Source organism: Paenibacillus sp. 453mf (genome assembly GCF_900116105.1).
Lineage (GTDB): Bacteria > Bacillota > Bacilli > Paenibacillales > Paenibacillaceae > Paenibacillus > Paenibacillus provencensis.
Genome location: NZ_FPAC01000001.1, coordinates 1,772,278 through 1,793,523, shown reverse-complemented (window position 1 = coordinate 1,793,523; position 21,246 = coordinate 1,772,278). Strand labels below are relative to the sequence as shown.

23 protein-coding genes and 1 pseudogene are annotated in these 21,246 nt (G+C 41.9%); 19 read left to right on the top strand and 5 right to left on the bottom strand.

The genetic code is table 11. The annotated features are described in order from the left end of the window. The first annotated feature begins 95 nt into the window (after positions 1 to 95). The 6 genes from BM415_RS08575 (at position 96) to BM415_RS08550 (ending at position 4,253) form a co-directional block, all read left to right on the top strand. Positions 96 to 740: a FusB/FusC family EF-G-binding protein gene (locus BM415_RS08575; protein WP_091156830.1), complete on the top strand. Its 645-nt coding sequence runs from the start codon at positions 96 to 98 to the stop codon at positions 738 to 740. Positions 741 to 964: 224 nt separating this feature from the next. Continuing rightward, positions 965 to 1,528: a DUF3885 domain-containing protein gene (locus BM415_RS08570; RefSeq protein WP_170862407.1), complete on the top strand. Its 564-nt coding sequence runs from the start codon at positions 965 to 967 to the stop codon at positions 1,526 to 1,528. 5 nt (positions 1,529 to 1,533) lie between these two features. After that, the gene (locus tag BM415_RS08565) at positions 1,534 to 1,974 is read left to right on the top strand and encodes an NUDIX hydrolase (protein WP_091156826.1); all 441 of its coding nucleotides are present in this window, start codon (positions 1,534 to 1,536) and stop codon (positions 1,972 to 1,974) included. Positions 1,975 to 2,241: 267 nt separating this feature from the next. Beyond that, positions 2,242 to 3,225: an aldo/keto reductase gene (locus tag BM415_RS08560; protein ID WP_091156824.1), complete on the top strand. Its 984-nt coding sequence runs from the start codon at positions 2,242 to 2,244 to the stop codon at positions 3,223 to 3,225. 53 nt (positions 3,226 to 3,278) lie between these two features. After that, positions 3,279 to 3,791: a P-loop NTPase family protein gene (locus tag BM415_RS08555; protein ID WP_091156821.1), complete on the top strand. Its 513-nt coding sequence runs from the start codon at positions 3,279 to 3,281 to the stop codon at positions 3,789 to 3,791. 105 nt (positions 3,792 to 3,896) lie between these two features. Then, complete coding sequence (locus BM415_RS08550) at positions 3,897 to 4,253, top strand: DUF423 domain-containing protein (RefSeq protein ID WP_348272323.1); 357 nt, start codon at positions 3,897 to 3,899, stop codon at positions 4,251 to 4,253. 133 nt (positions 4,254 to 4,386) lie between these two features. On the opposite strand, the gene BM415_RS08545 is transcribed toward BM415_RS08550, so the two are convergent. Then, complete coding sequence (locus BM415_RS08545) at positions 4,387 to 5,004, bottom strand: TetR/AcrR family transcriptional regulator (RefSeq protein WP_139236971.1); 618 nt, start codon at positions 5,002 to 5,004, stop codon at positions 4,387 to 4,389. A gap of 161 nt (positions 5,005 to 5,165) precedes the next feature. Between BM415_RS08545 and BM415_RS08540 the strand changes: the two genes are divergently transcribed. Together BM415_RS08540 and BM415_RS08530 are read left to right on the top strand one after the other, a co-directional pair. Next, on the top strand, positions 5,166 to 6,350 hold the full coding sequence (locus tag BM415_RS08540) for a YhgE/Pip domain-containing protein (protein WP_091156815.1): 1,185 nt from the start codon (positions 5,166 to 5,168) through the stop codon (positions 6,348 to 6,350). A 440-nt stretch (positions 6,351 to 6,790) separates the two neighbouring features. Beyond that, on the top strand, positions 6,791 to 6,970 hold the full coding sequence (locus tag BM415_RS08530; RefSeq protein WP_139236970.1) for a hypothetical protein: 180 nt from the start codon (positions 6,791 to 6,793) through the stop codon (positions 6,968 to 6,970). Between the two features lie 42 nt (positions 6,971 to 7,012). Here the strand turns inward: BM415_RS08530 and BM415_RS08525 are convergent, their stop codons facing one another. Further along, positions 7,013 to 7,375: a MerR family transcriptional regulator gene (locus BM415_RS08525; protein WP_244533189.1), complete on the bottom strand. Its 363-nt coding sequence runs from the start codon at positions 7,373 to 7,375 to the stop codon at positions 7,013 to 7,015. A 117-nt stretch (positions 7,376 to 7,492) separates the two neighbouring features. Between BM415_RS08525 and BM415_RS08520 the strand changes: the two genes are divergently transcribed. The 3 genes from BM415_RS08520 (at position 7,493) to BM415_RS08510 (ending at position 9,213) form a co-directional block, all read left to right on the top strand. Further along, entirely contained in the window at positions 7,493 to 8,131 is a 639-nt protein-coding gene (locus tag BM415_RS08520; protein WP_091156806.1) for a nitroreductase family protein, read from the top strand. Between the two features lie 133 nt (positions 8,132 to 8,264). After that, positions 8,265 to 8,804 carry a hypothetical protein gene (locus BM415_RS08515; RefSeq protein ID WP_091156804.1) on the top strand — a complete coding sequence of 180 codons (540 nt, stop codon included), beginning with the start codon at positions 8,265 to 8,267 and terminating at the stop codon, positions 8,802 to 8,804. Next, entirely contained in the window at positions 8,782 to 9,213 is a 432-nt protein-coding gene (locus tag BM415_RS08510) for a disulfide oxidoreductase (protein WP_091156802.1), read from the top strand. The genes BM415_RS08515 and BM415_RS08510 overlap by 23 nt, the downstream gene beginning before the upstream one ends. Positions 9,214 to 9,251: 38 nt before the next feature. On the opposite strand, the gene BM415_RS08505 is transcribed toward BM415_RS08510, so the two are convergent. After that, the gene (locus BM415_RS08505; RefSeq protein WP_091156800.1) at positions 9,252 to 9,734 is read right to left on the bottom strand and encodes a hypothetical protein; all 483 of its coding nucleotides are present in this window, start codon (positions 9,732 to 9,734) and stop codon (positions 9,252 to 9,254) included. Between the two features lie 118 nt (positions 9,735 to 9,852). Here BM415_RS08505 and BM415_RS08500 point away from each other — a divergent pair, with 118 nt between their 5' ends. The 6 genes from BM415_RS08500 to BM415_RS25780 all read left to right on the top strand — a co-directional run bounded on the left by BM415_RS08500 (position 9,853) and on the right by BM415_RS25780 (position 15,797). Next, a complete protein-coding gene (locus BM415_RS08500; RefSeq protein WP_091156798.1) occupies positions 9,853 to 10,209 on the top strand; it encodes an alpha/beta hydrolase in 357 nt (118 codons plus the stop codon). 306 nt (positions 10,210 to 10,515) lie between these two features. Continuing rightward, positions 10,516 to 10,962: a VOC family protein gene (locus tag BM415_RS08495; protein WP_091156795.1), complete on the top strand. Its 447-nt coding sequence runs from the start codon at positions 10,516 to 10,518 to the stop codon at positions 10,960 to 10,962. A 111-nt stretch (positions 10,963 to 11,073) separates the two neighbouring features. After that, positions 11,074 to 11,706 carry a LysE family translocator gene (locus BM415_RS08490; protein ID WP_091156794.1) on the top strand — a complete coding sequence of 211 codons (633 nt, stop codon included), beginning with the start codon at positions 11,074 to 11,076 and terminating at the stop codon, positions 11,704 to 11,706. An 87-nt stretch (positions 11,707 to 11,793) separates the two neighbouring features. Continuing rightward, the gene (locus BM415_RS08485) at positions 11,794 to 12,630 is read left to right on the top strand and encodes a manganese catalase (protein ID WP_091156791.1); all 837 of its coding nucleotides are present in this window, start codon (positions 11,794 to 11,796) and stop codon (positions 12,628 to 12,630) included. A 535-nt stretch (positions 12,631 to 13,165) separates the two neighbouring features. Continuing rightward, a complete protein-coding gene (locus BM415_RS08480) occupies positions 13,166 to 15,637 on the top strand; it encodes a heavy metal translocating P-type ATPase (protein ID WP_091159140.1) in 2,472 nt (823 codons plus the stop codon). A 25-nt stretch (positions 15,638 to 15,662) separates the two neighbouring features. After that, entirely contained in the window at positions 15,663 to 15,797 is a 135-nt protein-coding gene (locus BM415_RS25780) for a hypothetical protein (protein WP_280142850.1), read from the top strand. Between the two features lie 267 nt (positions 15,798 to 16,064). On the opposite strand, the pseudogene BM415_RS08475 reads toward BM415_RS25780, so the two are convergent. Further along, positions 16,065 to 17,690, bottom strand: a pseudogene (locus BM415_RS08475) (glycosyl hydrolase); the annotation flags it as partial. 310 nt (positions 17,691 to 18,000) lie between these two features. On the opposite strand from BM415_RS08475, the gene BM415_RS08470 reads away from it, so the two are divergent. After that, positions 18,001 to 18,636: a hypothetical protein gene (locus BM415_RS08470; RefSeq protein ID WP_244533188.1), complete on the top strand. Its 636-nt coding sequence runs from the start codon at positions 18,001 to 18,003 to the stop codon at positions 18,634 to 18,636. 174 nt (positions 18,637 to 18,810) lie between these two features. On the opposite strand, the gene BM415_RS08465 is transcribed toward BM415_RS08470, so the two are convergent. Continuing rightward, on the bottom strand, positions 18,811 to 19,488 hold the full coding sequence (locus BM415_RS08465) for a helix-turn-helix domain-containing protein (protein WP_091156786.1): 678 nt from the start codon (positions 19,486 to 19,488) through the stop codon (positions 18,811 to 18,813). Between the two features lie 178 nt (positions 19,489 to 19,666). Between BM415_RS08465 and BM415_RS08460 the strand changes: the two genes are divergently transcribed. Then, the gene (locus BM415_RS08460) at positions 19,667 to 20,785 is read left to right on the top strand and encodes an NAD(P)-dependent alcohol dehydrogenase (RefSeq protein WP_091156783.1); all 1,119 of its coding nucleotides are present in this window, start codon (positions 19,667 to 19,669) and stop codon (positions 20,783 to 20,785) included. The last annotated feature ends 461 nt before the right edge of the window (positions 20,786 to 21,246 follow it).

Genomic DNA, 21,246 nt, shown 5'->3' with positions numbered 1-21,246 from the left:
GAAACTTTGCTAGATCGCCCTTATTAACATATCGTTTGCCGGCGTTCAGCTTTGCACCTTATACATTTTCATTACTATATAAGGGGCTGAAAGAGATGCAAACACCATTTATTCAGAATCATCAATACAATGAAATTAAGAAACAAGCGAACTTCCTATTGAAAACGATGCGTACTATTGCGGATCGGAAGGTGCTGGATACGGTCAGAAGTACGACAGTGAACAACGCGATCGAGGCTTTTGACAAGTTAACGGTTGAAGAGCGTGATCTGTTGGAGCAGTTGTCCAAGTACGAGGCGGCACATGAGCTGCAAAATTATCTGGACAGCCTGGAAGCCTATGTCGTGCCCTTTCCGAACGTAACATTAAAGCAAATTCAGAAATTGTTTCCGAAAGTCAAGAAGCTCAAAGTGCCGGATCTAAAAACAATTGATTACAAGCATACAACCTACTTGAGATGGATTGACATTGCCACGAACCGCTTGTTTATCGTGTATCCGTATGAAGGACAGCTAGTCGGTCTCGAGGGTTCAATCACACCGATAAACAAGAAGGGATACTGTATGTTCTGTAACAGGCAGCATGAGCTTGGATTCTTCAATGTCAAGACAAGAAAAGGCGGATCACCAGACAATTTCTCATCGACAGGCCAGTACGTTTGTATGGATGGGGAAGCTTGCAACCATAATATTACAAATCGTTCTTCCTTAGAAAGATTTATTCATTCTACGGGGAAGTAGAGAAGAGAAGCTGGAACTAGAATTTAATAAAAAGGTGGAGCGGACTACCGATTTGGTATCTGATCCACCTTTTTTACAATAATGTATTCGTTTTACCTAAAAAACGATGTTATTCCTTTAATGAAGGTGAAGAAACAGAATGATGAATGTAGAAGAAATGATCGCCCAGGGTACAAGTATTCGATATGAACTTGGATTGCCGTATTTTAAGGATGAGGAATATCGTGCTGAATTTCGCCCGTAAACCGACTTCTGATGGTCAGATCTATCTCTTTAATAAGAGAAACGGCATTTTGTTTCATATGTATGATGATCGTGGATGTGATGTTTGTAGTCTAAATCAAGATGTCTTGTTACAGCTCTATCACTTGCATCGCAAATGGATCTTGGATTATGACCGATACGACATCGATCAGCTTTTTAATGAAGGACTGGCAGGTATTATGGAAACAGAGGAAGAGAGAGAGCTTCGACAGAATGTGAATGACAAGAAAGTAGCAGATTCCAAAATAGATCTTAGTAAAGATAACACCTGCCGATTATCTCATTATTTTGAAATACCTTTTGATAATGGGAGTAGGTTTGCAGAAGAAATTTCGCTGACGGGGTTTACGGTTCGAGAAATTTCGGCTGGTAATGAGACGGTCACGTTTGAGGTTAGTAAAATAGAAGCGTTAGCCCATATTGATTATCAAACACATCTCATGAGCTTGTACGGCAAAAAATTTGGGATCTATACCGGGTGGAGCTATGAAGTACATAGGAAATCAATCAAATCGAAGAGGTGAATGCCTTGTATCCGCGTGCCAATGCTCTTGGTATTGTAATTCGTAATAAGCAAATCCTTGTTGAGGAGCAATCGGGAAGTCATTCAAAAGGAACAGGCACTTACTACCGCCCTATCGGTGGAACAATTGAATTAGGGGAATATTCCCAAGACACACTGGTTAGAGAGTTTTATGAAGAAATCGGTGTTGAGATCGAAGTGAAGCAATATCTGAAATGTGTAGAAAATATATTCTCGATCGATGGGAATATCGGTCATGAAATTACACAAGTATACGCCGTTCAATTTGTTGATCCGAATCTTTATGAGGTGGAGCAGTTTCAAGTCACCGAGCAAGATAAGATTACCATAGCAAAGTGGATACCTGTATCGGAATTTGAACATGGAAAAAGGGTATTGTATCCTAATGGTTTAACTGAATTGCTGACAGATGACATGTTTAACTAGTAACACAGAATAGTTGTGATCCGTTATGCAATTCAAATGTAGAAAGGAATGAGCACAATTTCATAGAAATGGGATGAGTTCTCGGGAGTATCTTCCGCTGAAAAGGAGGTGCCTCATTGACAGACATCTTCTAAAACATTAAGGTGTTGTAAGGACATCTTTTTTGATGAATGTAAGCGCTATATCATTCTGCTTAGACTTCTTCTATGAAACGGTGCCGATTCGAATACACCAATTATAATTCTTTCTGAGAGGGGTTTGTCAGCTATGAAATATCGGGAATTAGGAAATACCGGGATGAAGATCAGTGAAGTGAGCTTTGGAACATGGGCCATTGGCGGTTCTTGGGGAAAGACCAGTGATGCAGAAGCCTTGAGATCTCTGGAATACGCAATGGAGCAAGGAGTGAATTTCTTTGATACAGCCGATGTATACGGAGATGGTCACAGTGAGCAACTATTAGCCAAGGCAACCAAAGGCAAAGAAGACCATATCTATATTGCAACCAAATTCGGCCGCCAAGGAGATATTGCGGATCCAGATAATTATACTTATGATCAAGTATCTGCTTATTGTGAGGATAGTCTTCGCAGACTGAATAGAGAAGTTATCGATCTATTTCAAATTCATTGCCCGGCAACGGACATTTTGCAGGATGGGGCAGTATTTGAAGTGCTCGATCGTCTCAAGGATCAAGGAAAAATCCGGCATTATGGCGTCAGCGTGGAATCGGTAGAAGAGGGACTCATCTGCCTAAAGCATCCGAATGTTAAGAGTCTGCAAATCATATTCAACATGTTCCGCCAGAAGCCGTTGGATCAACTCATTCCTAAAGCTTATGAGGAAGGTGTGGGACTTCTCGTAAGGCTGCCGCTGGCAAGTGGTCTGCTGACAGGTAAGTTTACTGCGGATTATACGTTTGAAGCAGATGATCACCGCCGTTTCAATGAGAACGGAGATGCATTTAATGTAGGGGAGACCTTCGCCGGACTGGGATTTAAGAAAGGAGTGGAGCTTGCAGATCAGTTACAATGGATTGCAGAGGATCGGCCATCAATGGCTAGTGCAGCACTGCGCTGGATTCTAGATCACAAGGAGATCACTTCCATTATCCCAGGATTTAAGAATGTCCAGCAGGTGAAGGATAATCTCACGGCACTGGATACCAAGTCTTTTACAGAAGAGGAGCAACACAAGATACAGCTCTTCTACCAGGAGAAAGTCATTGATTTCATTCGAGGCCCATACTAATCAATGAAGTATCTCATCAGCATGCTATTGATAGGATATATAGGGATGATTCTATGAACAGTAAGAATTCCATTCCTACCAAAGCCGAAATCGGCGGAAGTAAAATTCTTATCATCGGAATTGTCGCGAGTGGTAAGACTACTTTAGCCAATAACTTATCCCAGCAACTGAATATACCTTGGTATGAACTGGACTCTATTGTCCATCACCTGACTCCTGCAGGCAGATCTAAACGTACGCCAGAAGAACAAATGGAGGTGATCCGGGAAATTGACGCTAATGGAACATGGATATTTGAAGGAACGGACCGGGATTCCTATCAAAGTCTGTATGAGCTGGCGGACAAGATCATTTTCCTGGATCCCCCACTATGGAAGCGGAAAATTCGGATTATGACACGAATTGTTAAACAAAAGCTTGGATTGGAAAGCTGTCACTATAACCCCGATTTGTCCATGTTAAGAAAGATGTATCAATGGACGACGGATTTTGAACAGAACAGGAATCATTTTGAGGAAAAGCTGCAGCTGTACGATGAGAAGGTCATCAGGTTGAAAAATAGCTAAGACATCCTTCCTTAATTCTGCGTTAGACTTCATACTCCTTATCCGGATATGATACAATCAGGTCATTGTCGTTGAAATCAATGGGGGAGATGAATCAAAGTGCAAATGTTGATTGTACTTGGAAGTATACTAATGGTCATCGCCGTGGCCATGGGAGCATTTGGTGCGCATGCACTGAAGAGCAAATTCGAAGAGGGCAAACAGAAGGTATATGAAACCGCTGTCCAATATCATCTGATTCATGCGTTAGCGATCATCGTTGCAGGTATTCTCGCGGGTCAATATCCGGAAGCAGGGCTGCTAGTGACTGCAGGGTGGTTCATGGCAGTGGGAATTATATTGTTCTCCGGAAGCTTATACATACTGAGTCTGAAAAAGATCCGATTTCTCGGTCCGATTACACCGCTCGGCGGGATCTCCTTTATCATCGCCTGGATTCTTGTTGCTATTGGTGTGATGTAGAGAGTGAATAAGTTATATTTCAGTATCATATATTTCAATGAGGAAAGTACCTATATTCATAGCGTACCTTCCTTTTTTTATTCGAAGACTCGTCTGCAGACCTATCCAAACATTGATGTTGAAAACGACAGCTTTACTTTTTTAACCCCGCTGCATAAAATGGCCCATTGATGGTGATTGTGGATAAGATTCGAGCCATTTGGTCAGGCGATTCTTCTCCTTCACTATTTAGCCATTGCTGGATTACTCCGATGTGAGCAGAGGCTATATATGAAGCTAAATAGGGAGCTGGGACAAGTAAATTCTCCTTTTTGATCAGTGGATTTGAAGGGTTTCCAAATATTTTATTCCACATAAATTCCTTCAGTGTGGTTTGGAAAGTTAGATCTCCTTTTGGACTTAAAACAGCTTTCATAAACCGCTTGTTTCTATGCAAACATTCAAAAATGGAAACAGCGATTGTAAGCGGCAATTGAGGAGTGGTTGGCTTAGAAATTTCAGTGACGATATCCGGGAATTTCTCTTCTGCCAGTTGTGCCAGTTCATGCATAATCTCTTCCTGACATTTTCTCATTAAGTCAAACTTATCCTGATAATGAGCGTAGAAGGTCCCACGATTGATTCTTGCCTTGGTTGTTATATCTTTAACAGTAACGGCTTCAAAGCCTTTATCCTCCATTAACTCAACTAACGCCTCTCGAATGGATTCTTTAGTACGAATAACACGAAGATCCATGTTCTGATCACTCAAGTTCCTTCCTCCTAACCGACACATTTTTATTTCGTGTACTTTAACCGACGCTTCTGCTAATTCTGATTATTGGATTAGAATCCATCTCCAACTATAATAAGGTTCAGATAAACAACACGTTGTTTATTATATTATTCGGAAAGTGAGAGGATTTCAATCCTATGTTTAAAAACAAACTTTTTATAATGGCACCCGTCATTGCTTTGGTTGTTGTGTTTATTTTTTCATTAACGTTATTTCCAACTGTACAGCCACAAGCTACCCATTTACCTATTGCGATTGTTAATGAGGACGAAGGGGTGGAAGTTCCAGGTCAACCTCAAATGAATATGGGTCAAACTATTGTTGACAATGTTCAGAATTCGATAAGTACAGAAGAGGATTCACCAGTTGAATGGATTGAAGTAACCGATGAAGAAGCTGTTCAGCAGGGATTAGATGAGCAAGAATATTATGCAGCCTTAGTTATTCCTCGGGATTTTAGTGCTAAACAAGCATCTTTGCAGTCACCAGATCCTTCATCTCCTGAGTTACAAATCTATATCAACCAAGGAATGCATATGGCAGCATCCTCTGCAGCGAGTCAAATATTGAGTGGAATCATTGACAACATGAACGTGAATATTCGCAATCAACTACTTGAAGGCTTTGAAGCACAAGGTCTGACATTGACAACAGAACAGGCCGGACTATTAGCAGTGCCAATTGTCAAAAATGTGATTAATGTCAATGAAGTTGGTGAAAACAGCGCTAACGGTAATGCTCCGGTATCTCTGTTTCAGCCCGTATGGATCGGAAGCTTGGCAACGGCTGCAATTATTTTCATGGCCTCTAGCCAAATGCTGTTCCGTACCAAGAAAGAAAGTCTCATGCTAAAAATCGGACAGATCTTAATTGGAGCTGCTGCAGCGCTGGTGATTGGCTTCGGTCTAACTTGGATTGTCGATGGTATGGTTGGATTGAATATTCCGGACTTCTCAGATACCGCTCTATTCTTATCCATCACGGCCTTTAGTTTCTTGTTAATGATATTGGCTGTCATTTCTGTAGTTGGCTTTAAGGGAATTGCCATATTTGCCTTATTACTTTTCTTCGGGGCACCTTTATTATCACTTGCTCCTGAAATGATGTCTCCGTTCTATCATGATTACATTTACTCCTGGCTGCCGATGCGCTTTATGGTAGAAGGACTTCGACCATTGTTGTTCTTTGGTGAAGGTCTCAGCTGGAACGCTGATCTCTCGGCCCTTGTGTGGATTGGAATTGTAAGTATGTTAGTCATCCTTGCTACTGCTCTGAGAGCCGTGAAAGTACAAAAAGAACAAATCACGGAATCTGCAAAATAATCATCAGGATGAACAGGTGAAACAGAATCCATTCTGGTTCACCTGTTCATATTTTTTAGGTGTATCTGTCTCGACTTCATTAAATTAAGAAATACCGACAGAAATTCGGATAATAAAGTTATTATGATCCTTTTCTGTAACATAATTGAGCAGTTCGTCCTCATACACATGCCCCGTGATCCTCTTATTTTGGTCCGCGATAAACTGGGAATCACATCTTCGATCACCGCATTGATTATTGTCTTTACGCTGGCGGCCTTTATTCAGCTATTCCTGCCTTCATCTCATCGTGTAGAGCGTGTGGATAGAACATCGCCTTTACGTGGCATCAGAGAAGGGTTTGCATATGTAATGAGTAATACAAATTTGAAGCTCATTGCTTCAGTGCGATGATGATCCAAGAGATCAAGGAGGAGTATATTGGAAGAAAAAATGGAATTATGATTCCGCTCCTAATGGGCGGCATGCTGCTCGGAAGTGCATCCTCAGGATTTATTGTGAATCAGTTGGATCTTATGGGTACCTACTTCCTGGCAGCCGCCATCACCTTATCTTGTGTCATTTTTACACTTCGTTTAAAGACAAATCCTATGAAGGATGATGTTATGAGTAATGTATAACCCAAAGAAGCGCGGGGATGCTCCTTGCGCTTTTTCGGCATTTCAGCACTCTTTATGAAACTTGGCGGTACCTTCCAGGATCGTATTCAAATACTGCTCAGACCTGTTTAATTGATTCTTGAGATCATCTATTTTTTTGACTTTTTGCTTAACGAGCTTAAGCTTGTCCTCATATGATAAGTTAATCTCCTCATTAACTAGCAGACTGAGCTCTTCTATTGAAAAATCCGCAGCTAATAGTGCCTTCACATCGTTCAGATACGCGACAACATCCTCAGAATATACACGATAATTATTCATATCCCTATACATATATCTGTCGGGGATCAGGTCTTTACGTTCATAGAATCGTAAGGTTGATATCGGCAGACCCGTTAATTTTGAAACATCATTTATTCGCATCATGCTCCCTCATTTACTTCTTGCTATGAACCTAGGTTCATAGCTCATAATGTGATCATGATAACGAACGACATGTAAATTGTCAAAAAAATCTAACGTTATCTAAAAGGAGAGAGTCATATGTTCAACCATGTTCAAAATAATGATTTCACGGATATCGTGAAGGGACGCCGTTCTGTTCGCAACTATGATGAGAGTTATAAAATTTCAAGAGAAGAAATTAAGGAAATGATATCCGAAGCTAGTCTTGCTCCTTCCTCTGCGAATATGCAGCCTTGGCGTATAGTGATCGTGGACACATCCGAAGGAAAAGATAAGCTTACACCATTAGTACAATTCAATACACTGCAAAATAATAGTTCCTCTGCAATGCTATTGATTTTTGGGGATACCCAAAGCTATTTGTATGCCGAAGAAATATATAACACAGCGGTAGAACAAGGGAAAATGCCACCTGACGTGCGAGATCGTCAGCTTGAAACCATATTGTCCATTTTTCCTACGCTTACAAAAGAAATGAAGGTGGAGATAGCGAAAATTGACAGTAGCCTTTTTGCCATGCAGCTTATGCTAGTCGCTCGCGCACATGGATACGATACGAATCCAATGGCAGGCTTTGAAGCAGATCAGTTAGCAAGGGCTTTTGATCTAGATGAGGAACGCTATATTCCGGTCATGATGATATCCATTGGAAAGGCCAAGGAGGAGGGCTATGAATCCGTTCGATTAGGCTCTGACAAGTTTACATTCTGGGCATAATCTTCTTAATAAGCGAATAAGGCTGCTGATGATTCAGCAGCCTTATTCGCTATGCAGGATTGTTCAATGACAACATAGAAATATATTATTTTACATTTATTGGCGAAAGGTAGGTACCATCATCACTACCAGAATGAACAAAAGACAGTTTATTGAGATGACTGTGAGAGAGGAACGGTCTGTCATTCTCAGGATTAAAGATCAGGATGAATTTATTCGTGGCGTTTCTAAAAGTATGCAGAATAGCACCTTGATCATAGAATCGGAAGAGGGCGGAAGTCTGCAATACAAGATTAGTGATATTATTGATGTGTTTGCAGTTAAGTTTGTGGCTCCCGCTCAGTTGTCCATCCAATCTCACTATGTCCAGTCGAATGATAGCGAAGATGATATCGAGAATTTGGTACACCAATTCCATCATTTGAGTGAAGATGATCAGAATCAATTAATTACAAGGTTATCACATATCTTTGAGAAGGATGTGGTTATTTCAACATTAGAGCTGAAGACTTACAGTCCAGCAGAAATTCTCCTGCTTACAGATATTATAAATGGATATATTCTAACTTTAAGAACACCTGATTTATATTCTATATCTAATTCAATCAATATGATGGATTTGCCCTCAAATACGGGAGGAAGAATAATACTTGAAAATACCGATAAAGAGTGAGCATCGCTTGTATGGTGCCTGGATCGTATCTATGGCAGCGACGTTTGGAAGCTTGTATTTCAGTGAAATCAAAGGATATACTCCATGTGATTTATGCTGGTATCAGCGTATTTTTATGTATCCATTGACTATCATACTCGCGATCGCCTGTTACAATAAGGACCGTTCCATTACACGTTATGTCCTCCCGCTGTCATGGATAGGAGGATGCATATCTCTATTTCATATCCTGTACCAACGTTTCCATACTTTCTTTGAGGATAATTCTATCGTAGCCTGCGGCCCAACGCCTTGTGCGAGTAATTATTTTGTATGGTTCGGTTTTATTACCATTCCGGTCTTGGCATTCACTGCATTTATACTTATTATTCTGTTGTTATGGAAGCTGCCACAGATTGAAGAGGAATAAGATTATAACGAAGAGAGATCATGGACCATGGTCTCTTTTCATCGCTCCATTAAAATATTCAGAATATCCTCTATATTATAAACATCGTTATTAACTCTCCATTCATTTGCTTCCTTTAACAGATAAATTGTTCCTTCCAGATCCAGGGTATCTTCAGCCATTGAAAGTGTACCCGTATAATCAAGTTCAATTTGGGTCTCTGCTACGTTTCTCTCAGTAAATTCAAGATTAGTCAGATGAACCTCACTATCTTTCTTTTGTGCTAATTGAGATCCTGTGATAAATAATCGGGTCTTAGTCGATCTGTCATGGAAGGTTTCCGTTGTTAAAGGCTCCATTACTTCATATTTTTCAGTTATTAATTGATCTGTAACCTCACTGATCTGAGGACTTTCTAACTCAGCAAGTTTATATTTCTCTGCGACTTCAAATGCGTTCGATACATTCGAATTAGTGCATGCGGAGATTACAAATAGCAGTGTAAATAGCACAGTAAGCATTATGTAACGATGTTTTTTCATAAATTAGCTCCTCCCCTAATCGTTAGTAGATATTTTACCATAATCAGGATAATAGGAACACAATTGCTCTCGTGCTAAATCTGGCCGTTTGATATACTAAACAGAGCAAAAAGTGTACATGGAGATGAGAATACGGCGGGGGAATCTATCAACCGACAAGCTTGAGAACAGGAGCATCCATATCTATACACCGCCTACATATCATAAGGATAATTCAGTTGCGTTTCCTGCGGTAATTGTACAGGATGGCGACTATTTGTTTACAGGCTCGATGGAAGAATTAGAGGTGGATTTTGCTAGTGGTACAACACAAGAGGTACTATTTATTGGGATCGAACCGAACAGGCGCGATTGCGAATATACCCCATGGGAGGCAGAACTTGAAGTCTTCGGAGGAGAAGGGGAAACATACTTGGAATTATATCGCTGTATGCTGCTTTTCAAGAGCCAGACCACTTTGGACGATTCATCATGATGTTCAGCATCTCTATGGTATAATAAATTCGTTGTGTTTGTGGAGAGTAGTACCTTTATACTCTTAAGATGTGCGATTATACATGTATGTCGGCGAGACGGAGGGTGTAGGACGGGATAATCTGCAATTGTCCTGGTGACCGACCCAGGAGGTGTCCACAGTCACCAATATTTTAACAAGTATTTCCCGCGTGGAATGAGGTTTGTATACCCGGGTCCCAATGTGAATTAGCGAGCTTAGTATACTTCAAATTAGGATTAGGGAAAATAATAAGATGAAAAAATTTAGATTAGGAGCGTGTAGAAGATGGTTGGAGTAGAACTGGATATGGTCGTAACAGACAGCTTAAAAGCACTGGAATTGTACGGGAGTATATTCGATATCGAGCTTGTGGAAGCTTCAAAGCTTCCTCGAGGTGAAAATGAGGTGGTTTTTACTCTATATGGCGTCCGCTTTCATCTATTGGATGAGAACCCGAAATTTCATTTGATTGCACCAACTCCTGAGCATCCTAAAACGAGCTGGGTAAATGTCACCGTTCTCAATATTGAAGAGACCTACACCAAGGCGATGGAATTAGGCTGTACAGAAATACAGCCGGTAACAGTGATGGCTGACTACGGCGTATCTAATGCGATATTTACAGATCCGTTCGGTTATGTATGGATGCTGCATCAAGTATATAAACAGGTTAGCCATGAAGAACGAATTAAGCTATGGGAGGAAAAAAAGGGAGAATTACCTTCTAATTAAGCTCGTCAATTTAATGTCGCTGCGATATATACTTTCAAATAAATAGTCTTACAAGCTTCCTCCTACGAATAGTATATAACGATGTAATGTTGCTATCTAAGGAGGAGGCATATGTTAACTAGTGCTTATATTGCCTATATGCTGCTTGGTTTGTCGCTCGCCGCTCCCATTGGCCCTTTGAATGCAGCTCAATTAAATATTGGGATTAAGCGTGGTTTCTTTCATTCTTGGGTATTTGGTCTTGGGGCTGTACTTGCAGACATAGCTTACATGCTGCTTGTGTATTTAGGTGTGGTTCATTTTCTGGATACTCCGTTTGTTCAGACGTTTCTATGGTTATTCGGCTTCTTTGTATTGGTCTATACCGGTGTGGAAAGTCTGCTGAGCAACGTTCAAATTAAGGAGTCAGTTACTTCAGAAAGGGAGCCTCTTGGCAGATCGTTTCGTTCAGGATTTTGGATGTCCTTGTTTAATCCCATGTCGATTCTGTTCTGGCTCGGCATATTTGGTTCCGTTCTTGCACAGGAAGCAGCCGCCAAAAGTGCATCGCAGATCGTACTGCTCAGCCTGGCTATTATCATCGGTGTCCTTGTATGGGATTTTACGGTAGCTGCGACATCAAGTTTTTTTCGTAAATTTCTAAGTAATACGCTGCTGAGAGGAATATCCATCATATCTGGGCTGTTTTTAATAGGCTTTGGAATTCATTTTGGAGTACAAGCCGTCAAGGTTCTATTTTTCTAGCATTTTTAGAATTTTGTTTAATTTTGATCTATTGGTTTAATTACAAATTAGAAAATTGTAAAAAACCTTTAGATTAGGAGTGATAGGATGTTCCGTCATCAGAAAGAATTGCAGTTTGAAGTAAAGGTTGATCGTCCAGATCCGATGCTGGCACGTCAGGTACAAGAAGTACTTGGAGGCCAGTTCGGAGAAATGACCGTCATGATGCAGTATTTGTTCCAAGGCTTTAATTGCCGAGGTGAAGAGAAGTACAAGGATATGCTGATGGACATCGGTACCGAAGAAATTGGACATGTTGAAATGCTCTGTGCATTAATCAGTCAGTTGCTTGACGGTGCATCCCCAGAGGCTCAGGATGAAGCAGCAAAAGATCCAGTGACCGCAGCAATTATGGGTGGGGTTAATCCACAGCATTTGCTAGTGAGTGGTCTTGGTGGACTACCAAGTAATTCAAATGGTGTACCATGGAACGGTTCTTACATTGTAGCCAGCGGCAATTTGCTCGCAGATATGCGTTCTAACCTTCATGCCGAAAGCCAAGGCAGACTTCAAGTGGCGAGACTATACCACATGACAACGGATGAAGGTGTTCGTGCAACATTCCGTAAGATGCTTGCACGTGACCGCTACCATCAGTACCAATGGATGGCAGCTATCCAAGAGCTGGAGGAGAAAAATGGAGTTGTCGTTCCAGCAACCTTCCCTCCGGAGGCAGAGTTAGAGTCACAGCCCGAGGCTTATGAATTCTGGAATCTGTCTGAAGGCAATGAATCTTCCGAAGGACTGTGGGCTACGGGAAGCGCTCCTGACGGAACGGGTAATTTTGTCTATGTAGCAGAACCGGTCGCTAAAGGCCAAGTATATAAACCTGCTGTTCCGCCAGAAGCCATCCATCATGATCTGAATCCACAGAACAAACTATAATTTGAGTAAAAAGTAACATTGACTAACAAAAAACCTTGCATTTGCATCCCTTGCAAATGTAAGGTTTTTTTGGTGTCTAACCGGCGGATATAGGGGCAGGACAAAAGTTTAAGAAGCCTATTAAATTCCTTTCTTCATGGCAGGATAGGTTACAAAAACTTGGATACGATCCTCATGTTCATTTGCAATTCAACCACAAGAAGGTCTGTGGTTGGCAAATCATCGGTTCTGTCATTATTGCATCAACGATATTTGGTGGATCCATTTATTTAAATCCTTTTATCTTTATGATAGGTTATTCCATCGATTTCACTATGTGGGATACTGTGGTTGATATCATTATTCTTTTTCCCTATGAAGGCAACGAATGCTCTTTAATTGATCGAATATACATACATATAAGGAAGAATAAACACACATAGCCCTTTCGAGCCATCATCAAGATCGAGAGTACAACGTATGATATTTAGATGATTACGATTAGTGAAGGAGAGCTCAATATCATATGGACCAACTTTCGAATAAACGCCATTCTATGAACCCTAGACAAACAGACAACTATCAGCGAACGAATCTCAAAATAACGGGAATGACATGTGCCGCATGCTCTGCGCGTATTGAAAAAGCGTTATCCCGATTAAATGGGGTCCATCAAGCTCATGTCAATCTTGCCACGGAAGAGGCTAAGGTTGAGTACAATCCAGGAGAGGTTAATGTGGAGACTCTTCGGAGCAAGATTGAGAATCTGGGCTACGGTACGGCGACGACAGCCATTGACTTAGAGATTGCAGGCATGACATGCGCCGCATGCTCAGCCCGAATCGAAAAAGGACTCAGTAAGCTTCCGGGAGTGATGCGTGCAAATGTGAACCTGGCATTAGAGTCAGGGCATGTTGAGTTCATATCAGGAACACTCAAAGGTTCAGATCTTATCCATCTAATCAGGCAATTGGGTTATGAGGCATATGTCAAAGCAACAGAGGAAGAAGCACTTGCCCTGCGAGAATTGGATCTACAGCGAAAAAAATGGAAGTGGATCTTGTCAGCGCTGCTTACTTTCCCTCTATTGTGGTCAATGGCTTCCCATTTTTCGTTTACCTCCTGGATATGGGTACCTGACGTGTTTACGAATCCTTTAGTTCAATGGCTATTGGCGACGCCTGTACAGTTCTATTTAGGCGCCACATTCTATCAAAGTGCCTATAAAGCGTTGAAAAACCGAAGCGCTAATATGGATGTGCTTGTCGCACTTGGGACAAGCTCGGCTTATTTGTATAGTGTATATCTAATATCCGTGAGCAACTCCGGCGGTATATTTAATCATAATCACGAGGCAGTAAATACGACAAGCCTTGCTCCAGTCCATCTCTATTTCGAAACGAGCGCCGTATTGATCACACTAATTTTGTTCGGCAAATGGCTGGAGGCTTTGGCCAAAGGCAGAGCTGTAAAGTCGATCCGTAGATTGATGCAAATGACTCCGCGAACTGCACGAGTCGTTCGAAACGGTGAGATCATTGAAATCCCTTCCGAATATGTGCTCTCCAATGATCTTGTTCTTGTGAAGCCGGGTGAGAAGATTCCAGTGGATGGAATCGTGGAGGAGGGAGCCTCCTCCGTAGACGAATCCATGCTAACGGGCGAGAGCATTCCGGTGGACAAGAAGTTGGGTGATCCCGTAGCTGGAGCAACGCTAAACATAAATGGCCGTCTCATTATACGTGCGACCCAAGTAGGTGCTGAGAGCGCATTGGCACGGATTATCCATATCGTGGAGCAAGCTCAGGGCTCTAAGGCTCCAATCCAGCGTGTTGCTGATGCCATTTCTGGTATATTCGTGCCTGTTGTAATTAGCCTGGCTGCGATCACATTTATATTTTCCTTATTCTTCGAAAGCTCAGGCAATTTTAGCTTAGCTCTGGAAAAGGCAATTGCTGTATTGGTCATTGCCTGTCCATGCGCTCTCGGCCTAGCTACACCAACATCCATCATGGCTGGCTCGGGTCGCGCTGCTGAATACGGTATTCTGTTTAAAGGCGGGGAGTACCTTGAGAATGCAGGTTACATCCAGACCGTCATACTAGATAAAACAGGGACTCTCACTCATGGAAGACCTATCCTAACCGATGTGATAACTTCACTTGATTGGTCCTCGAACGAAATGTTGAAACGAGTGGGAATTGCGGAGTTAAGCTCTGAGCATCCAATCGCTCAAGCCATAATGGAAGGTGTTGAGGACAGAGGCATAAGAATCCTACTCAAGCCGGAACAATTCGAGAATATTCCAGGTTACGGTGTTCGCGCTCGGGGTTACAGCCAGAATATTCTCGTTGGAACACGCCGACTGCTTACTGATGCTAAAGTGCGGATTCCTTCCGAAGCATTGGTTCAAATGTCTGAGCTTGAAGGCCAAGGAAAAACGGTGCTTCTAGTGGCAATAGATCACAAATGGGCGGGAATGGTCGCTGTCGCAGATACCGTGAAAGAAACTTCCGCACAAGCCGTTAGCCGACTTCAAGCAATGGGGATTAAAGTGGTATTAATGACGGGGGACAACGAGCGCACTGCTCTGGCTGTTGCTAGTCAGGTTGGAATCTCCAAAGTCATTGCAAATGTTCTTCCTGAAGAGAAGGCGGCAGAGGTGAAGAGGCTGGAGCAATTGGGACATAAGGTAGCCATGGTAGGAGACGGAATCAACGATGCTCCCGCACTTGCCGTTTCTGATGTGGGTATGTCCGTAGGCACAGGTACAGAAGTAGCTGCAGAGGCAGCAGATGTTATACTCATGCGTGGAGATTTAAATAGTGTCGCTGACGCTATTCAATTAAGCAAAAGAACGATGCGTAATATTAAGCAAAATCTCTTTTGGGCTCTTGCCTATAATGTAGTAGGTATTCCCATCGCTGCTATTGGCTTGCTGGCTCCGTGGCTGGCGGGTGCAGCGATGGCGTTCAGTTCCGTTTCGGTCGTGCTTAATTCCCTGCGTCTTCAAAAAATGAAGCTATAACGGGATGCTCTTGAGTTAAAACAAATTGGCAGCCAATTTAAAGCACAGCGATTTCAGGATTTGGATGAATGGTTTGATTCTGTTCAGTGGTCTGTGGGAGGATCGGCTCGATCGATTCGAGGAGTATATGCTCGACCCGAAGAGAAAGGAGCAGACATAACAGGGATCAACACTTCGTACAACTGTGATACCTGTCCTCATTATCGCAGGTGGGATGACCAACCTATAAAGAAGTATATTCAGAGATGAATGCAATCTCAAATGACTGAATCGTTTTCATCTTCGAGTAAATACAAAACAAGGGCTGGAAGCAGGTATTAACCTGTTCCTGCCCTTATTACTTACTTTACAATTACGGCTCAAAGCCCCAACTATGCTCATTGCTCAAATAACCGGAACCTGTTCATTATTTACAAACCCGGTAACTTGACTTGCCATTGGGAGAGGGTAATATTCTGCTGAATATATCAAATGACACATTTACAGGTGAGAGGGAGGCGCTTGGTGATGGATTATTGGAATTGTAAATTTGGAAGCTCATCTAATGTGATGACATAATCACTTTGATATAGCGTTGTCAATGTGGCAGGATAGTTGAAAGCAGAACTCATCAGATACTCGCCATACCATGGACAGAAGTAGAGCCATCCTGACTTCTCTTCAACTAGATTCTGTAAGCTTGGAACAGTGTCATTCTCGGTCATGGCCACCATCTTCGTACCGTTCGTCAGATCAACCAGCTTATAGAAAATCGAGGTGATGGCATCCTCATTCGGGACGCCGGACAAACCATCATCACGGTTGTAGATTGTATTGTATTTGTCATAACCGACTAGATCAACTTGATGATCACCTGGGTACCATGCCGGAGAAGTGCTGTATACGTAGCTGTTGTAAGTCCAGATCAAGTTGTGAAGCTCATATGTTTCCGTAAGCTCAGTATAGAGCAGATCCCACAGATCTTTGTACACTTCTGCACCTGCGGAAGCCCACCAGAACCATGCACCTTCTCCATTTAGTCCACCGTTGCCCTCCGCCTCATGATAAGGACGGAAAATAACAGGGACATTGTTATCTTGCAAAATTTGTAGTTGTTCTGCGAGATCCTCAATAGTCATCATCACATACTGGTACTCTTTCGTACCGGGAACAACGGCATTTGCTGTATTAAAATTGGTCTCAGTTGGCTTATAGGTGGCATCCTTCCAATCTACAGTCTGTCCGAGCTGATAGGTAGTGAAATTCTTGGGTACATTGATATGCCAAGCGGCTGTCGCGATCCCCCCTCGACTGTTTACCCAATCAATCATCCGATCGGTTGTGCCATCCTCCCAGCCGTACAGCGGATTATAATTCATGAAGTCAAAGCCGCGGATGGCTGGATACTTGCCCGTTAAATCATTGATCCATTCAAATTCCAGCTCATAATCGCCGTCATTACCACCTCCATATATCTCCTGCTGACCCGAGATAATATGGTTACCATACACTTCTGTTAAGTAATTCATAAGAAGCTGAGTCTCAGGTGTGGCTTGAGAATCTGTGAGGACAGGCTGTACATCCAGGGGATCAAGATCAGCATGATCTACAGTGAAGGAGTCGAAATATGCAAATCCCCAGCCTGCTTTCAATTGAATCGTATTGCTTCCTTCGTTTAGTTTAAAAAATCCAAAATTGTAATCGGACCATGTAGTCGCGTAGGGCAGCATAAAAGTTGCTTTCGTTACACCATTCACCGCCAGTGATGTTTGCTGCCGTCAGGACTTACCTCCTGCATATACCGTGAAGAGATTTCATACATGCCTGTCTCTGGAACAGTCACATTGAAGGTAATCGTCCCGGAACCCTGCATCCAGACAAATCCATCACCCGTGTATCCAGGCTTAGGTTGGCCGTAGATTTCCGTGACCACTTGAAGATCGGAGCTAAGCTGAGCGTTTTCGCTTTCGATTGTGAAGAGCGGAGCATCTGCCTGAGTAGGGACTGCCATTAACCCAAGGAACAGAGTAAATGCCCGCAGTATTGCGCTTGACTTTTTGAACAATTGTACCATTACCATCTTCCCTCCATATATAATATGATGAAGAATTGATTCTCTGCTCGGTCATGGATGCGCTTTCAAAATAAACATATCATAACTGCCAAAAATTGTTAATATATGTAATTTGTGATTTTGAATATGTATCTCCATATTCAGAATACTGCAGTGATCTTTATATGAGGAATGAGTGAAAAGCGAGTATTGAACCTTAGTATGGTGTAATACATATTATGGAATCACAAAAGTGCTTAAGGCTAGGTTTCAGACACCATAGCTCTTTCCTGTGGGTCCATTAAGATCGAGATCGAAAGGAGAGATGAAGTTGAAAAAGAAGCATCCCTTCTGGATAGTTGTTCCACTCTTCGTCTTGGTGATTGTCATTACCGCTTGTTCAGGGGAAGCAGGACCAGTGACGAAACCGGTAACAGAAGATTCTGAAGATCTACCATCTTTGTCTCCTTCAACCGAGCAGGAGTCTCAGGTAGAGATGAATCGCGAAGAAACCAAGAGCTTTGAGATGATGACGGCCGAAGGTAATCAGTCACTTGATGGGCGCTTGAATCACGGTGAAGGATTTAGTGTGTATGTGTTTGAGAAGTTTACATTTGATGCAGCTACCGGCCGCTTGAGTTTAAGCAGCAATCCAGATTACAGCGTGGAAATTGAACCGTTACCAGCCGATTATGATTTGGATCAGCTTGAAGCTGCAGCGATTGAAGAGTTGAGTCAAATAGGAGAAGTATCTGATTATAGCGGTGAGTTGGTCGAACATCCTCTTCGTTCAGCTAAGCTTTACCTTCAAGCTTCCGGGGAGAATGGGATCAGCGATTATATGGTGTGGACATCAGAACAAGGGGATGCTTTTGAGTTCCGCCTTCATAATCCGAAAGGAGAAGAGGCTTCCGATTTCGCAGGACCCGTTATTGTTTCCCTATCGACCGTACAAAAGGATATGTAGCGTAGTTCATGTTATTCCAGAAGAGTTCGAAGCTAAAAAGATAGATTTAATAATGGATGTAATTAAATTATAGAATAAAATAACGAAATAGTTTAAAAAAGCAGTGATCTGAATGATCAACTGCTTTTTTAACAATAAACACAATTTAGTCCTTATATGGAACGTAAAACATACTTATTGGATTAGCTTCATACGAAACAATTTTGCCACGGCTTCCGTTCGATTTTTACTGTTGGTTTTGAGCATGACGTTCTTTAAAAAGTATTTAACCGTGGCTTCCACAATATGAAGGATGCTGCTGATTTCTTTTGTCGTATAACCATTGGAAATGTATTGCATAATGATAAGCTCTTTATCCGTAAAATGAGTTGTCTTCCCGTATTTTGTGATGTTAAGCATATGTACACAACTTTCACTGAAGCTGCGGATTTCTTCTAACATTTCCTTGGTCACTTCATACTGTACATTCACACCAGTCATAAATCCAACGACAATGCCATTTACCGAAAAAGGGATCATCAACATATCGTGGACAGGCTCGGACAGCACAAACTGATTACCAATGGACAACTGAAATTTACTGTCCGAGAAGAAGCACACTTTGTTCTCTAGAATACCTTCGTGAACATAAGAATTAATTGTGATGACTTGGTGTATGTGTGCAATCGATTGAACATTCGAGTTCTCATAAGTTAGGATCCCGCTGAACGTGCCGTTAAAGCTCGAATATTGAAACAACTGCATGATACGGCAAGGGAAATGCTCATAGAATATTTTCATCATCTCAAAAAGACGTTCATTCACTGAATAGGATTGTGGGATAGATATTAGCTGCTCTTTCCAACTTTTCATCTGTTTAATCTCCTCCTAATAATAGATTATATCCAACTGACTATCCTAAAGTATAGTGAATTTCCCAAAAGCTATACTTTTACATTTCAAGAAGTTGTACATAAAGATAAGTGTTTTTAAAAGAAAGTAAACGGTATCATTAATAGTGTTCAAAAAACGACATTACGGGGGAGATTGTATGAAGATTAAAGCAGCGGTATTGAATGGACTTCACCAGCCTTATGAAATAGAGGAGCTAGAGTTAAGCGAAATTCGTGACGACGAAGTACTCGTGAGAATCGTTGCATCGGGCATGTGCCACTCTGATGATGTGGTACGCAAAGGCTATACAGAATATCCGATGCCGATTGTGCTTGGTCATGAAGGGTCTGGGGTTGTTGAGCAGGTAGGCAAAAATGTTGTTGGCTATGAACCAGGAGATCAGGTCGTTATATCGTTTGGTTATTGCGGACATTGTGACAGCTGTCTTACGGGTCTGCCGGCATCATGCGATGACTGGAATCACATTAACTTCCATGGTAAACGGGATGACAACACGCCTTATCTGATCAAAGCTGATGGTACACCGGTAACCAGATTCTTTGGACAATCGTCTTTCTCAACGCATACTATCGTGAGTCCGTCCAGCTTAACTAAAGTGGATAAATCGGTTGATCTTCGTTTAGTTGGCCCGCTGGGCTGCGGGTTCCTGACAGGGAGTGGAACCGTGTTTAATGGATTGAAACCTGAACCTGGAACAACTATAGCTATCTTCGGTACGGGTGCAGTTGGCTTAGCTGCAATGATGGCAGCCAAAATTTCAGGTTGCACCAAAGTCATTGCGGTCGATATTCATGATCATCGCTTGGAGCGGGCTAAGGAGCTTGGCGCGACACATGCGATTAACAGCAAAAATGTGGATGTGAAGGAAGCCATCCTCGAACTGACAAATGGAAAAGGTGTGAACTACAGTGTGGACACTACCGGTGTCAATGCAGTCGTACGCAGCTCCATTGAAGTTCTGGCTGTCGGTGGATCTGTAGCCCCGGTTGCTGCTGGGCGAGATATGGAGATTAACACAACCAATGACTTTACAATGCAAAACCGTAATTTGGTTGGTGCCCGAATGGGCAAGGCAGTTCCTCAGCTCTCCATTCGTCAAATGGTGGAATTCTACAAAGCAGGTAATTTTGCTTTTGACAAGCTAGCAAAATTATATAAATTCGAGGATATTAACTTAGCAGCAGAGGAGTCACTTTCTGGACAGGTCATTAAACCGATCCTGATCATTGATGAGACTTATGTACCATTGGATTAACTTCTTCAAATAATCTTATAAATGCTGGAACTTTACTTCAATACAATTCGATCATTTATTTTGGAATATGACTGAAAATGTGATATTGAGAAATAAATAAAGGGATCGAGCTATGACTAACTCGATGTAGCAAGACTCACCTGGGTACAATTTTAGGTTCTGTATGTGCTGCCGCATGAATAAATGCGGCTTTTTTTTATATCGAATGATGCTTATATAATTCAGTTGTTAAACAACTCATTGTCCGATCGGAGGATCTATCTGAACAATTTGTATCTTGGCTCCAAGCATAAATAAACATTTACATGTATCAAAGGTTCTGTATGGATGATAATATTTGCGCAGCAATCAATGTATAAAGCGCTTCCAAAAACATCTTGTTAATTTCAATTGGAATATGGTAGAATCCACTCATCGGCTGGAGTGTATATACATTAAAGGATATAAAAGTTAATACATGC

Coding starts and splice junctions, on each gene's coding strand:
- BM415_RS08505 (WP_091156800.1), bottom strand. CDS start 9,734: ATGAAAAAACATCGTTACATAATGCTTACTGTGCTATTTACACTGCTA.
- BM415_RS08485 (WP_091156791.1), top strand. CDS start 11,794: ATGTTCCGTCATCAGAAAGAATTGCAGTTTGAAGTAAAGGTTGATCGT.
- BM415_RS08550 (WP_348272323.1), top strand. CDS start 3,897: ATGTTGATTGTACTTGGAAGTATACTAATGGTCATCGCCGTGGCCATG.
- BM415_RS08560 (WP_091156824.1), top strand. CDS start 2,242: ATGAAATATCGGGAATTAGGAAATACCGGGATGAAGATCAGTGAAGTG.
- BM415_RS08525 (WP_244533189.1), bottom strand. CDS start 7,375: ATGATGCGAATAAATGATGTTTCAAAATTAACGGGTCTGCCGATATCA.
- BM415_RS08575 (WP_091156830.1), top strand. CDS start 96: ATGCAAACACCATTTATTCAGAATCATCAATACAATGAAATTAAGAAA.
- BM415_RS08520 (WP_091156806.1), top strand. CDS start 7,493: ATGTTCAACCATGTTCAAAATAATGATTTCACGGATATCGTGAAGGGA.
- BM415_RS08515 (WP_091156804.1), top strand. CDS start 8,265: ATGAACAAAAGACAGTTTATTGAGATGACTGTGAGAGAGGAACGGTCT.
- BM415_RS08555 (WP_091156821.1), top strand. CDS start 3,279: ATGAACAGTAAGAATTCCATTCCTACCAAAGCCGAAATCGGCGGAAGT.
- BM415_RS08460 (WP_091156783.1), top strand. CDS start 19,667: ATGAAGATTAAAGCAGCGGTATTGAATGGACTTCACCAGCCTTATGAA.
- BM415_RS08530 (WP_139236970.1), top strand. CDS start 6,791: ATGATTCCGCTCCTAATGGGCGGCATGCTGCTCGGAAGTGCATCCTCA.
- BM415_RS08500 (WP_091156798.1), top strand. CDS start 9,853: ATGGAGATGAGAATACGGCGGGGGAATCTATCAACCGACAAGCTTGAG.
- BM415_RS08540 (WP_091156815.1), top strand. CDS start 5,166: ATGTTTAAAAACAAACTTTTTATAATGGCACCCGTCATTGCTTTGGTT.
- BM415_RS08480 (WP_091159140.1), top strand. CDS start 13,166: ATGAACCCTAGACAAACAGACAACTATCAGCGAACGAATCTCAAAATA.
- BM415_RS08465 (WP_091156786.1), bottom strand. CDS start 19,488: ATGAAAAGTTGGAAAGAGCAGCTAATATCTATCCCACAATCCTATTCA.
- BM415_RS08490 (WP_091156794.1), top strand. CDS start 11,074: ATGTTAACTAGTGCTTATATTGCCTATATGCTGCTTGGTTTGTCGCTC.
- BM415_RS08495 (WP_091156795.1), top strand. CDS start 10,516: ATGGTTGGAGTAGAACTGGATATGGTCGTAACAGACAGCTTAAAAGCA.